The organism is Polyangium sorediatum (genome assembly GCF_029946465.1).
GTDB classification, from domain to species: domain Bacteria; phylum Myxococcota_A; class Polyangia; order Polyangiales; family Polyangiaceae; genus Polyangium; species Polyangium fumosum.
Genome location: NZ_JARZHI010000030.1, coordinates 56,298 through 69,141 on the forward strand (window position 1 = coordinate 56,298; position 12,844 = coordinate 69,141).

General features: G+C 71.0%; 9 protein-coding genes. 3 read left to right on the top strand and 6 right to left on the bottom strand.

Annotated features, from left to right (window positions below; translation table 11 throughout):
• Positions 1-62 precede the first annotated feature (62 nt).
• Both QHF89_RS28500 and QHF89_RS28505 read left to right on the top strand, forming a co-directional pair.
• A complete protein-coding gene (locus QHF89_RS28500) occupies positions 63-941 on the top strand; it encodes a PDDEXK family nuclease (protein ID WP_136968282.1) in 879 nt (292 codons plus the stop codon).
• A gap of 64 nt (positions 942-1,005) precedes the next feature.
• Positions 1,006-2,160 (top strand): sialidase family protein, encoded by a 1,155-nt coding sequence (locus QHF89_RS28505; protein ID WP_284721041.1) that lies wholly within the window; start codon positions 1,006-1,008, stop codon positions 2,158-2,160.
• A 7-nt stretch (positions 2,161-2,167) separates the two neighbouring features.
• Here QHF89_RS28505 and QHF89_RS28510 read toward each other — a convergent pair whose 3' ends face one another.
• From QHF89_RS28510 to QHF89_RS28520, 3 genes are read right to left on the bottom strand one after another with little or no spacing between them, the layout of a single operon-like run.
• Positions 2,168-2,578 (bottom strand): CBS domain-containing protein, encoded by a 411-nt coding sequence (locus tag QHF89_RS28510; RefSeq protein ID WP_136932361.1) that lies wholly within the window; start codon positions 2,576-2,578, stop codon positions 2,168-2,170.
• Positions 2,579-2,630: 52 nt separating this feature from the next.
• Positions 2,631-3,182, bottom strand: coding sequence for a hypothetical protein (locus QHF89_RS28515; RefSeq protein WP_136968279.1), 552 nt, complete (start codon positions 3,180-3,182; stop codon positions 2,631-2,633).
• 9 nt (positions 3,183-3,191) lie between these two features.
• Positions 3,192-3,965 (bottom strand): SDR family NAD(P)-dependent oxidoreductase, encoded by a 774-nt coding sequence (locus tag QHF89_RS28520; protein ID WP_170229461.1) that lies wholly within the window; start codon positions 3,963-3,965, stop codon positions 3,192-3,194.
• A gap of 146 nt (positions 3,966-4,111) precedes the next feature.
• On the opposite strand from QHF89_RS28520, the gene QHF89_RS28525 reads away from it, so the two are divergent.
• The gene (locus QHF89_RS28525; RefSeq protein WP_136968277.1) at positions 4,112-4,555 is read left to right on the top strand and encodes a hypothetical protein; all 444 of its coding nucleotides are present in this window, start codon (positions 4,112-4,114) and stop codon (positions 4,553-4,555) included.
• 10 nt (positions 4,556-4,565) lie between these two features.
• Here the strand turns inward: QHF89_RS28525 and QHF89_RS28530 are convergent, their stop codons facing one another.
• The 3 genes from QHF89_RS28530 to QHF89_RS28540 are packed head-to-tail and all read right to left on the bottom strand — an operon-like array spanning position 4,566 to position 12,836.
• Positions 4,566-7,049, bottom strand: a complete 2,484-nt coding sequence (locus QHF89_RS28530; protein ID WP_136968276.1) for a CehA/McbA family metallohydrolase — start codon at positions 7,047-7,049, stop codon at positions 4,566-4,568.
• 28 nt (positions 7,050-7,077) lie between these two features.
• Positions 7,078-10,461 carry a Zn-binding domain-containing protein gene (locus QHF89_RS28535; RefSeq protein ID WP_136968275.1) on the bottom strand — a complete coding sequence of 1,128 codons (3,384 nt, stop codon included), beginning with the start codon at positions 10,459-10,461 and terminating at the stop codon, positions 7,078-7,080.
• Positions 10,458-12,836: a hypothetical protein gene (locus tag QHF89_RS28540; protein ID WP_136968274.1), complete on the bottom strand. Its 2,379-nt coding sequence runs from the start codon at positions 12,834-12,836 to the stop codon at positions 10,458-10,460. Before QHF89_RS28540 ends, QHF89_RS28535 begins: the two co-directional genes overlap by 4 nt.
• Positions 12,837-12,844: the final 8 nt, after the last annotated feature.

A 12,844-nucleotide genomic window follows, 5' to 3' on the forward strand; every position in this document is an offset into this window, starting at 1 on the left:
GGAGGGTGAGAAGCGCGTTTTGGGGCTCCCGAAGAGGGTTCGCGTCTGCTAAGTTGAGGGGCATGGATCCCAAGCCGGATCGGTCGACGGTCCTCCTCGCGCCGTCTCGCGGCGGCGGCGCGGCGCTGTCGTTCCCTCCGTCAGGCTCCCGCCCGGGGCGTTTTCCGCCGGTCGACGAGCACGTCGTCATGCCCGAGACGACGCGGGACGAGATGATCCGCGGCCGCAAGGTCGTCGCGCAGCCGGCGCTCGAACCTCACGCGGACCTGCAGACGAGCCTGGATTTTTTGATCCTCCCGCACGTCCGACCGGGCTACCGGCCCTCGACGGAGCTGCTCACCCGCGTGTCCGAAGGCTCGAACTTCGCGACCGACCTATCGATCCGGCGGGAAGGGCAGGATCCTGCCACAGGGCGGCGTTTCCTGGAGGAGAGCTCGTTCGAGATCGTGAACGAGCAGAGCGTGCGCGACGTGGTCGAGAAGGCCGAGGATCTCGCGGAGCGCGGCGTTCGTCGGGTGTTCGCGATCTTCGTCAAGCGCCGCGAGGTCTGCGAGTGGTCGACGGAGAAACACGCGTTCGTGCCGCTCCTCTTGGACGGCATGCTCGAAGATCCGTGCTTCGTCCGGCCCATTGCGGTGCGCGCGCTGCTCGACGCGCAGAACGCGGAGCACGAGGTGGTGCGCGCGCTCGAACGAAAAGGAAACACGGAGCTCGCAAAGCTGAAGGAGAACGCACGCGAAGAAGGTCGCGAAGAAGGTCGCGAAGAAGGTCGCGAGGAAGGCCGCCGCGAGGCGCTGCGGACCCTGCTCCGGGCTCGCTTCGGCGAGATTTCGGCGGACGCCGACGCGCGGATCACCGGGGCGAGCCGCGCCACGCTCGACGCGTGGATCCTGCGCCTGCTCTCCGCGACGACGGTCGACGAGGTCTTCGCGGATCCTTGAGCATCTCCCATGCGCGGGCGCGGCTCTTTACGTTCGCAACCTCGATGAGGCACGATGGCTCCCCATGCCTCGCGCCCTCGCCCTGCCCCTGACCCTCGCCACGCTGTTCGTCCTGCCCGCCTGCGGCCCCTCCGAGGCCTCCGGCAGCGGCGGCGCGGCGTCGAGCGGAGCCCAGCAAAGCAGCGGCGCAGGCGGCCAGGGCGGTGACGCGGGCAGCGGAGGCGCGGGTGGCGGTGGGGGGGTGGGCGGGAGCGGCGGAGATCCAGGGCCCTCGGCCTGGCAAACCGTGCTGGATGCGCAGGACCTCGACGGCGCGGTGCTCTCGATCTGGGGCGCGAGCCCCTCGCACGTGTTCGCCGTCGGCGGGCCGCTCGGCAATGACGGATTCGAGACGCTCGTCGTGTATTTCGACGGCGCCGCGTGGAAGCGGCTCTCCCCGGGCGGCGCCGAGACGTACTGGTGGGTGCACGGCACGGACCCCGACGACGTGTGGTTTGTCGGAGAACGAGGGCGCATCACGCACTGGGACGGCGTGTCGTTCACGGAGCACACGTCTGGCGTGGAGGCGACGCTTTGGGGCGTCATGGCCTTCTCGAAGACCGAGGCCTTCGCCGTCGGCGGCACGCCCGGCGGGGAGGTTGGCGCGCCAAACGACATCATCCTCCGCTGGGATGGCGCGACCTGGAAGCCCGAGCCGCTGCCCGGCGCGCCCCTCGGCCGCACGCTCTACAAGATCTGGGGCAACACGCCGGAGGATCTGTATGCCGTGGGCGAGAAAGGGACGATCTGGCGCAAAAAAGGCGCGGCGTGGTCGCTCGTCGAGCCTGCGCCCACGCAGGGCAAGCTGCTCACCGTGTCCGGGTGCGGGGCAAAGGAGGTGTACGCCGTCGGCGGCGCCGTCGTGCTCCGCTCGGACGGGGACGGTTTTTCCGAAGTGAACGTTTCCCTGACGAACCTCGTGAGCGGCGTCGCCTGCGGCCCCTCGGGCTCGGCGCTCCTCGTGGGCGACGGCGGGCAAAAGCAGCGGCTCGTGGACGGGGCGTGGATCGACGAGTTCGTGATCGAGCCGTACGACGACCTGCACGCGGCCTGGTCGGACGGGAAAGGCTCGTTCTGGGCCGTGGGGGGCGATTTTTATGCACCGAAGGCCGCGGGCGTGCGCCGCAAGGGCGTCGTCGCGCGGTATGGCCCGGGCACCTTGCCGGGCGTGGTGCAATGAGCGCGGACTAGCCGCCCTCGACCTCGTCGAGCATCGTGGTCAGGGCCCGGAGCGCGTCCACCGTCGTGAAGAGGCCCACGACCGTATCGCCCTCGACGACCACGGCCGAGCCGTATTTCTTCTCGGCCATGGTGCGCGTGACCTCGGCGAGCGGGGTCTCGGGCGAGACGCTGTAGGGCGGGCCCAGGATGAAGTCCTCGACGCAGGCCATGCCCGCGTCGACGACGCGCATGTTCTCCACGATCTTGAGCTCGCGCTCCGACAAAAGGCCGATGAGCTTGCCGGCCTCGTCGACGATCGGCAGGTGCCGGAAGTTGTGCTCGTCGAGCAGCTTCATCGCGCGCGCCATGGTGGTCGTGCGCGGAACGGTCAGCGGGCTCCGGGTCATGTACGTGCGGACGATGCGGCGCGTTCCCATGCGGTAACGCGGTACCGCGACGCGACGCGCTTCGCAAGCACGGAGCAACGTATCACGAAACGTCACGTGGCGCGGGGGGAGGCAGGACGGGCGCGAATCGCTCCTCGAACGAGGCGTCGACGAGCAGGCTGCGATCAAGCTCGACCTTCGTTCCGTCCTTGCCGACGAGCCGGTATCGCGCCTCGCCCATGGCGTCGACCGCGACGAACGAAGTCGTCCGGGTGCGAAGGATGGGCTCGATCGCAAAATACCGGGTCAAAAACACGCGAATGCGCTGCGCCGCGCGCTCGTTGTCCATGTACACGCCGCCGTGCGGGAGGCGGAAATAGACGCGGCTTTGCGCGTCGACGCGGACGTAATAAAAGGCGTGGCTCTGCACGCCGTGCCCCCAGAAGCCGACGAGCAAGTATCCCTCGGGGGCCGTCCGGAGAAACGGGCCGATTTCGTCCTGCGCGAGGGCGACGCCGTGCGCGTGCGCGACCTCGGAGCCGACGAGCGTCGCCGTCCCGTCGAAAGGACGGAGCGGACCCGTGGGCAGCATGCCCTCCGGCGGGAGGATGCCGAACCGGTCGTGGAAGGTCTGGACGAGGTCTTGCATCGGCACGCGCCGGGCTCACCAGAGCACGCGCCCCTCCATTCCGCCGGCGACGAGGAGCGCCTCGCCCGAGAGGTGCCCCGCCATCGCGGGAGACGAAAGAAACAGGACCGCCCGCGCGACGTCCGTCGGGGTCGCGAGCTTTTGGAGCGGCATCGTCCGCAGCGTGGTCTCGAGCGCGCCGTGCTGCGCGAGGCACGCCTCGACCATCGGCGTCACGGTCCAGCCCGGCTCGACCAGGTTCACGCGGCCGCGCGGATCGAGCGATACGATCTCGTTCTTCAGCGAAAGCATGAGGCCCCGGAGCCCGGCCTTGCTGGCCGCATACTCGCTGTGCCCGCGTTCGCCGAAACGGCCGGCGGTGGAGCCGACGAAGACGAGGCTCGCGCCGCGTTCGCCTTCACGGGGGCCTTTTCGCGCGAGGGAGGCGAGGAATGCGCGCGCGGTCCAAAGGGCGCCGAGCAGGTTCGTCTCGACCACGTCGCGGGCGCGGGCGGGATCCATCTCGTGCAGCGGCGTCGCGTCGGGCGGCCAGATGCCGGCGCACGCGACGCAGACGTCGACCCGGCCGAACCTCGCCTCGGCGTCGCGCATGGCCTGGTCCATGGCGGCGGGATCACGCACGTCGCCCATGAGCGAGACGGCGCGCGCGGGGTCTCCATCGGGCATGCCGTGGCGCGAGAAGGCGACGACGGAGGCGCCCTCTTCGAGGAACGCGCGGCATATCTCGTTGCCGATGCCGCCGGAGGCGCCGGTCACGAAGACGACGGAGCCCTGTAGTTCCAGATCCACGGTCTTCCGCATAAAACGAACGCGGCCCGACGACAAGCCGACAAACACGAGCCGAGCCTTCCCTTCGAGCCCGGCCCTGCGATAGCCTCGCGGCGATGCGGCGCGGCGGCAAACGAGCGTTCGGGCGGTTGGGTGCGTGGTGCGTCATGGGTTTGGCTCTCGCGGGGCTCGCCGCCTCGTGCGGGGGCAGCGGGGCCAGCGCCCCGCGCGAGGCGCCGAAGACGCCGGCCGTCCCCGAGCTGCCCGCCTGCACCACGGAGGCCTGCGAGGATCTCGCGGCGTGTCCTTTGACCTCCAAGGAGCACCTCGACGCCTTCGACTGCCGGCCCTGCGGCGAGGACGCGGCGAAGGACTGCGAGGACACGAAGACCTGCACGGTGCGCGACGCGAGGAGCCTGGAGGCGCTGATATGCCGGGCGATCCGGCAGGAGATGCCCTGCCAGGCGGCCACGACGCGCGTGCTCGAAGGGTGGCGCAAGGACGGCGAGCTCCCGTTCGTCGACGAGCCTATCCTGAAGCGCGCGGTGGAGGAGCGTTACGCGCGGCAAGCGAAGGCCGCCCTCGCGTGTCCGAGCACGCCTGTGCGCTGAGGGTTTTTCCTCAACGCACGAAGACGGGGTTCGTGAACGAGAGCGGCGGGACGCCGGGCACGTAGGCGTCCATGGGCTTGTTGCCGCGCGCGATGGCAAGGATCCAGTCGCCCTTCTCGAACGTCTCGCGGCTGCGTTGCTCGATCGGGCCCTTGCGGCCGGCGACCGGGAAGGTCCGCAGGGTTTTTCCGCGCTTGACGAGCTCGATCCGATCGACCTCGATCCACGGCGGCGCGTCGACGCGCACGACGACCTCGGCCTCGCCCGGCGCGATCGTCTCGCCCATTGTTTTTCCGCCGACCTCGATCCGGACGAAGGGCCCTCCCGAGACGCTGACATTTCCCTTCCGCAGCGCGTCCACGAAGGCCGCCTCCGAAACCGGGCCTTTTCCGTCGTTCCCGACGAACACCATGTTCCGGGGCAAACCCGCCTCGTGATAGACGAGCTTGTGCGAATCGGAGTTGCCCGTGCCGACGACGCGGAAGCCGGCGTCGAGCAGCGCATACCAGTCGCGCAGGACCGGCTCCACGCCGGCGATGTAACGAGAATGGTCGCCGTTGTAGACCTCGAGCAGATCAAAGCCCATGTCGGCGATCGGGGAGCGGTCGAGTGAGCCCTTGAGGTCGTCCGTATCGAGGCGGAGGAGCTCGAAATAACCGATGCCGCCCCAGCGCGGGTGGTTCACCTGGAGGAGCGTGCTCGTGCCATATGGCTTTTGCGCGCGCGCGGCGGCGAAGATCTCGGCCGGCAGGACGCCGATCCAGGGGAGCGGCAGGGACGCGGGGAGGAGCGGGAAGACGTTGAAATGGCCCCAGGCGGACGAGGTGACCTCGTCGCCGACGATGCTCATGAGATCCCCGGCGAGGCCCATCTCGCGGATCGTGGGGCCGTAATCGGTGACGGCGTTGTGATCGGTCGCCACCGCGACGTCGACGCCCACGGAGACGAGGCTGCGCACGCGCTCGGCGAGCGGCGCGGGGGCGTCGGGGGAAGGCTCGGCGTGGAGGTGCAGATCGGCCGAGACGAACCCCTTTGTATCGACGACACGTTCGAGCTTCGCGCGGACGGAGACGTCGCGGCCCGCGGCAACATCGATGTCCTCCTCGTGGGCCGTGTACGAAAAGCCGCGCGTGAGGGCGACGTGGTATTTGCCGGGCGGCAGGAAGAGGTCACGCTCGCCGCGGTCGAGGTACACGACGTTGAGGGCCGCGCCGGCGAGGGGCTCGTCGCCCCAGTCGGGATCGGGGGTGCCTTCCTTTCCGCGCACGAGGAGCCGCGCAGGGACGGGTTTTCCCCCTTCGGTCGCGGCAATCCGGAGACGCCCAGCAGAGGGTTTGGCGCGGGCCGCCTCTGCGACGATGGATTCGACGCGGATCCACGGGCCCGGGGCGTGGCCCGGCGCGACGAGGCGGGCGTCGATGCAGCCCTCGGGCAGGTCGACCGCACGGTCTGTCTTGCCAAACATGCGCTCGTCGGCGGCGAGCTCGGCATACACGCGGCGGCGGCCGGCCGCGTCGCAACGGGCGAGCTCGACACGGGCGCCGCGCACGGGAATCGTGGGAAGGGAGACGCGGCGGCGGGCGGCGGGCGCGCGGCAGGGCAAGGCGAGCGCAGCGTCGCCGGAGGAGCGGTCGCTCAGGGTGACGGCGACGCGGCGTCGCTCGGAGGCGCCGGCGTGGACGACGGGGACGACCCGCTCGCCGGTGAAGGCGGCCTCGAAAAACCCGTATTCGGGCGAGCCGAAGCGGGCGAGGAGCGGGCCCTCTGCGGAGCACAAGGCGTACGCGGTGCCGAGGCTGTGGCGGGCGACGAACTCGGTCCGCATATGCAGGGCGCTGGCGACGGGACCGGCGCCCTCGACCCAGGTGGGCACGTTGCCCCAATGAATGTTCTCGCCGAGGGTGACGGCGAGCGCGGGGAGACGCTTGGCGGCGCCGACGGGGCCCGGATCGACGGGCTCGATCTCGGGCGCGGCGACGGCGACGCTCTCGATCCAGAGCGCATCCCCCGGGCCGAAGAAATAAAAACTCACGTGCGAGAGGGGCTGTCCACGCACAGCGCGATCGACACGGACGACATTTTTCTTTTCGCCGACGAGCTCCACGCGGACGACGTCGGTGGCCGCGACGCCGAGGCCGACCTGGAGAACGGATTGCAGGGAGACCATTCCATCCGCGCCGCCCTCGGGGCCATAATCGACGAGGTGGCCGCGCGCGGAGACGACGGCGACGCGGCCCGCGTGCGAGAGGACGAAATCGCCCGGGCGGGCGTCGACCCGCAACCCTTTGAGCGGGACGGCTTCGCGCGACACGACGGGCGCGGCGGTGCCGAGCGCGCCGCTCGGCGGTTCGACGGGGACCTCGCGCGGGACGACGGGCGCAGGCGGCTCCTCGGGAGGATCCGAGGCAGCGCCGCCCGTGGGGCCGGTGGGCGCGGCGGCGCAGGAGGCGGCGAGCGCAGTGAACGCGAGGACGAACGGGGAGGAGAAACGCATCGAGGGGCGCGAGGATACCCGAAAGGCGCTAGCCCCGGCCGAGGATCTTTCCGAGCAGCTCCCGCACCCCCCGCTTGTCGAGCTTCGTCTCGTCCCCCGGCGCCGCGTGGCATTGCGGGATTTGCAGGCACGAGGGGCACCCTTCCGGCGCGGCGCAGCGCGCGGGGCATCGCTCGACGATCGCCAGGGAAAACCCGGCGACCACGCGCAGGACATCGAGCGTCACCGCCTCGGAGAAACCCACGCCGCCCGGATGCGCGTCGACGAATGCGATCGCAGGGGTCGCGGCGGCGCCGAAACGCGCAGCGCGCACGATGAGCAGGTCCTCCTCACGGCACCACACGAACGCGGGCAAGGTGACGCGGAAGAGGTGCACGAGCGCGTGGAGCGTGCCCTCGCCGATCGCACCGAACGAGGTCTCGGGCAGGGCGAGGACCGCGGCCTTCGTGGCATAACGATGCACGAGCGGCTCGGCGTAGAGGGTCACGTCGCGCGGCTTTCCGTCGGGGCCGTGGCGGCGCAGGCCGAGGCTCTGCTCCTCGACCTCGACGAGCCTGCGCTCGAAGACGAATTGCGCACCGCCAAGCGATCGGAGCGGCTCGGCGCGGCGCTCGGCGCGCTCCCCTTCCCTGCCCTCCTTCGACGACGCTTCTTTGCGGCGCTCGATCGGCGTGACGGAGACCTCACGAATGGGGCTCGTGACGAGCAAACGCTCCTCGCGCTCGCACGCGACGCGGCCGGCAGCGAGGCCGTCCTGCTCGGAGGCGGGTTTGACCACGTACCGGCCGCCGCGAAAAACGAAGATACGACCGGGATACGCGGCCGAGAGCATACGCGCGCGCTCGACGCCGTAGAGGACCTCGCCCGTGTGGCGATCGACGAGCCGCGCAGGCTCGGCCGCGACGTCGAAGCAAAGGGCCGGGTGCGCCTCGCCGGCCGCGGAGATCCGGAGGACCTCGCGGCGCTCGCCGGTCTCCGGATCGAGGACGGTATGCGCAGTCCGCGCGAGGCGCGTGGCCTCCATGGAGGCGCCTTCCGCGGGGGAAAGCTCATGTTGCACGAGGGGGCGCGAGAAGTCCGCGGCGAGCTCGTCCTCGGTCCACGAGGCCTCGACGAGCGCCGCCCGGAGGTGCGCGCGTTGAATGGCCTCGGCGAGCGGATCCACGACGAGCGCGCAGCCGAGGTCGAGGTCGGGGTGGCGAAAGAGCGGGCGCTCGGCCGCGAGGAGCGAGGAGAACGGGTCGGGATCGGGCTGCCAGAGGACGAGGACTTTCCGTTCGAGATCCGCCTGCGCGATGGCGTCGGCCTGAAGCTCGCCAGGTGATTGCGGGGTTTCCGGCTCTGCCGGCGAAACCTCTTTGGGCTCGGGCTTCGGAGGCGCGATGGCCTTGCCGACACGCTCGCCGGCGCCGAGGGCGGCGACGCGCGCTTCGGGCACGGTGGCGGCGCGAAAGCCGACGTGGGCGGCGAGGATCGGGCTCTTTCCGTACGTCGCGGCGCGGACGCGAGCGATGACGACTTCGGCCTCGGAGAGGGCGCGCGAGAGCTCGTGGCGTTCTTCGGCGAAAGCGCGGCCGCGGGTCGCGACGTCGCGGCCGAGGGTCCATTCGTTTGCCCGCGCGACGTCGGCCCGCGAGAGGACGTCGTCATACCCGAAGAGCTCCGCGGAAAAACCCTGCGCGAGGGATTCGCCGAGCGCGCGCACGGCGGGATGGACATCGGCCTGGGCGCGCGGGCGCGGGGGGAGGAAATACGAGACGATCGGCGGACGCGGCGCGCCGTCGACCTCGGGGCCGAGCACGAGCATGGGGCGGCCGACGAGGCGCTCGCCGAGCTGGCCGAGGTCGCGAAACGATGGATCGGCCGTGCAAAGGAAACGAATCCGCTCGCCTCGCTCGAAGGTGCGAGAGGAGGCGCGCGAGGCGGCGCGGCGGAGGCGGCGGAGGAGCAAGGCGAGGTGCGCGCCGGGGGCGCCGTGCCATTCCTCGAGGTCCGGAAGGATGACGAGGCCGAGGCCGCCGAGGAACGCGGACCATTCTTTTTGTCGGCCGCAAAGCTCGCGGTGCACGCCCTCGGGGTCGGCGAAGACGAGCGACGGTGATGCGTGCGTGGGATCGGCCGCGCCCGCGCCGGACGCGATGTTCGCGGCGTGGACGTTCCATTTCCAGCGCAAGGCCTCGGCCCGCGCGAGGACACGCCGCTCGGCCACGCGCGCGGCGGCGGCGGAGGGCGCGAGCCAAAGGACGTTCTCGGCCTCGACGAGGAGCGCGTAAAACAGGAGCAAGTCGAGGGTCGTGGTTTTTCCCGAGAGCGGCGGCGTGCAGAGGAGGATATTCTTGCGATCCTCGAAGGCGTCGCACGCGAGGCCCTGGTGGACGTAGAGCCCCTTCGCGGCGCCGAGCTCGCGCGAGAGATCGTCGAGCAAACGTTTGGCGCGTAAATCGGTCCCGGGCGAGATGCGGGCGGGCTCGACGCCGGGCGTCTCGGGGGGAAGGAGCAAGGGGCCCTGGGCCGCATGAATGGCCTCGACGAGCGGGCGGAGCTCGGGCTTCGGCGCGGGCGGTTCTTCCTTTTTCTCCGCCTCGGGCGGGTCGGGGCTCTTCGTGCGGGTCGCGAGGTTTCTGCGCAGGCCGTCGAGCGCAATCGCAGCGCCGACCCAGAGCGGGGCCGGGAAATGCCCCGCGAGCGCGGCCGGGAGGGCGAGCGCGGCGAGGCCGGAAAGGGCCCATACGAGCGGACCTTGCCAGCGCACGAAACGCGCCTCGACGTATTCGACGCTCGTCCAGTGGCCGAGGAGCTTGAAGACGCGGCCGAAGCGATCGTCGGCGAGCGGCGCGCTCTCGACGGGTTTGACCGGGAGCGGCCGGCCCTCGGCGAGGGCCTTGGCGATGGCTTTTTGCTGTTCGAGCCGCTCGCGCGCGAGGACGTCGTCGGGCTTCTGTTCGAGCGAGCCGAGCTCTTCGAGCGTGCGCGCGGCCCAGAACACGAGGCCGAGGTACACCACAGCGCCGAGGAGCAAGGCGAGCGGCAAATGCACGGGGCCGGGGAGCATGAATCGCCCACCCGCGGCGAGGGCGAGGATCCGGCGCAAGGCCTCATAAGCTTCCCACCCCTCCCCCGGCGCGAGGAGCAACAGCACGCGCTCCTCGATGAGGAGCATGTCGTAATGGGCGAGCAGGGCGTCGACGAGCGCCACGACGAGCGAGAGCGCGAGGACGACGAGGCCGGCGAGCGCAAAAAGAGGGCCGGTGGAGACGCGGACGGCGCGGAGCTCGAAGCGGGCTTTGGCGAGGGCACCGAGGTAAAGGAGGATCGCGAGGGCGACGGCCATGCCGCCGAGGCTCGTGCGAATGGGTTTGGCCTGGGCGAGGCGCGACAATTCGCCGAGGAGCGTGAGGATCGCGTCGATCACGATTCCTCCGGGGGGTTTGGGGGCGCAGCTCGGTTCGTCCGAGCGGAGCCCCCATCGTCTGGCTGCGCGAGGGCGAGCGCTTCGAGCGGCAGGCCGGTGCGCGCGACGACGAGCAGGATCGAATCGGGATCCGGCGAGAGCGCACGCACGTCCCAGGCGCCCTCGAAGCCGCCCTCGGCGAGCGTGGCGTCGACGAGCTTGCGCGCCTCGGGCGGCGCGAAGAGGAGGCGGAGCGGAGCGGGCGCCTCGGCCGCGTATTTCGGGGCGAGCTCGAGGCCGGGCGAGAGCTTGAGGAAGAGGCGGCGGAGGAAGCCCTTGGCCGAGGCTTCGGCGGCCTTGTGCAGCGCGGATTTGCCTTCCTCGAAGGGCGAGGTCTTCTCGAAGGATTCGAGCTCGGCGCGGCAAAAGGCGAGGAGGTCGTCGTGCGCCGCGAACGGTGCCTCGGTCCAGGGGCGCTCGGCGAGGCTCTCGCGGAGCCAGCGTTCGGCCGCGGCGCTCGGCTCGGGCGGGCGAATTTCAGCGTAAATGGCGTCGACGTCGTCGGGGCCGACGATGGAGGCGTGCAAGACCGAGGAGGCGAGCATGCCCCCGGAAAAGAGGTTTCGCTCGCCCTCGTGTTCTTCGCGGTGCAAGGCGCGGTCGGCGGCGGCGAGGGCCGCGCGCGTGGCTTCGAGCGCTGCGAGGGTCTGCTCGATGCGGCCGAGGAGGTGGGCGAGGACGCGCTGGACCCAGAGGAGGCGCGCGTAATGCAAGCGGCGCTCGTAATGGCCGACGAGGTCTTCGCGGATGTGCCGCGCGATCGACTGCGCGAGGTCGTCCCTGGCTTCGCAGGCCCAGTTGTGGTGGCGTTTGCGGTGCTTCCAGAGCCGATAGCCCGTCGAATAGGCCGAGAGGGCGACGCCGGCGAGGAGCGGGACGGGCGGGGTAAAAAAAGGGCGAAGGCGGCCGGCCGGCAAAGGCGAGACGGCGTCGAAAAAAGGTGGGAAGGGCGCGAGCAGGGCGCGATAGGAAGAGACGAGCACGCCCGAGAGGAGGAGCGCGGAGACGAGGCCGAGGGCCGCGCCGAGGACGACCATGCGGCGCGGGCGCGGGCGGTAGGAGATGGCCTCCTCCAGGGCCGCGAGTTTTTCCGCGAGCGGCGAGGCCGGGAGCGGCGAGAGCTCGGGCGCCTCGATCGCGCGGACGACCTCATCGAGGTACCCCTTGGCCCGGGTGCGTGCGTCCCGTAAAACCAGGAGCGCCCGCGCGTGGCCCGTGGGGCGCTCGGCGACGAGCTCGGCGACACGCGTCTCGATGGCGCGCGCGCCGCCTTCGAGGCGGACCTTGCCGCGTTGTTCGAGCGCGGCCGCGAGTTTGTCCATGCGGAACCGCTCGACCTCGTCCCGGAACGCGGCGATCGTGGCCTCGGCGCGCGCCCGGTAGAGGGAGCCGAATTTGCGTTCGAGGAGCGTCTCGGGATCGTCGTCCCATTCGATCGGGGGGACGTCGATCGTCGGCGGCGCGAGCAATTCGGCGAGCGGCTCGGCCTCGCCGAGCTCGGTGTCGAGGCGGCTCTGCGTGGGGACGAGCGGCGCGGCGAGCGAGGCAATGTCGAGCGCGGCCGGATCCACGGGCGCGCGGAGGAGCGCGAGGATTTCGCGGCCGAGGCGCGCAGCAGCGATCCGTGAGAGCGCCGCGTGATCAAACACGAGGCTCGCGCAGGCGAAGGTGGCGAAGGTGCCCGGCGGCCCGTCGTCCTCGACGAGGCGACGAACGCCGCGATCGTCGTCGCGCACGGGCGGCAAGCACAAGGTCGAGAGGAACGCAGCAAAGGAGCGGACCATCTCGGCGCGGGAGAGGAGGTATTTGCCGCTCTGGTCCTCGACGAGATACATGCGGCCGCCGAGGCGCGCGCGGGCCGAGGAGGAGGTTTGGCGGGACAGCTCGGCGAGGGAGGAGGCGGCCCGCGCGATGACCGCCCGATCGCCGGCGCGGGGGCAAACCAGGAGGGGGCAAACGACGAGCGCGCCGTCGCCGGAGCGGAGGATGGCCGAAAAGGCGCGGCGCAGGCCCGAGGCGAGCGCGGCGGCGAGGGGCGCGACGAGGGGCGCGACGGACGGCTCGCCGAGGTCGGCGACGACGAGGACGTCGCAGAGCGGGCCACGCGGGTCCGTGGGGGACGAGGAGCCGAGGTAATGGCCAACGTCGAGCAGCGCGGCGAGGGCGTCCTCGGCGCGCTTCACGACGGGCGTATATGGATCTTTCGCGGAAGGATCGAGCGTGGCGCCGTCCGTTTTGCCGTCCGCGCCGAGGGCGACGTCGAGCGCGACGAGCGAGGCGCCGCGGGCCGCGCGCGCGACGTCACGGCCGAAGGCGCCCACGCCGACGAGCAGCATGGGGCGCC

What these genes read in the sequence shown, in the direction of transcription:
- QHF89_RS28500 (WP_136968282.1), top strand. Translation starts at nt 63, where the DNA reads ATGGATCCCAAGCCGGATCGGTCGACGGTCCTCCTCGCGCCGTCTCGC.
- QHF89_RS28505 (WP_284721041.1), top strand. Translation starts at nt 1,006, where the DNA reads ATGCCTCGCGCCCTCGCCCTGCCCCTGACCCTCGCCACGCTGTTCGTC.
- QHF89_RS28510 (WP_136932361.1), bottom strand. Translation starts at nt 2,578, where the DNA reads ATGGGAACGCGCCGCATCGTCCGCACGTACATGACCCGGAGCCCGCTG.
- QHF89_RS28525 (WP_136968277.1), top strand. Translation starts at nt 4,112, where the DNA reads ATGGGTTTGGCTCTCGCGGGGCTCGCCGCCTCGTGCGGGGGCAGCGGG.
- QHF89_RS28530 (WP_136968276.1), bottom strand. Translation starts at nt 7,049, where the DNA reads ATGCGTTTCTCCTCCCCGTTCGTCCTCGCGTTCACTGCGCTCGCCGCC.
- QHF89_RS28540 (WP_136968274.1), bottom strand. Translation starts at nt 12,836, where the DNA reads ATGCTGCTCGTCGGCGTGGGCGCCTTCGGCCGTGACGTCGCGCGCGCG.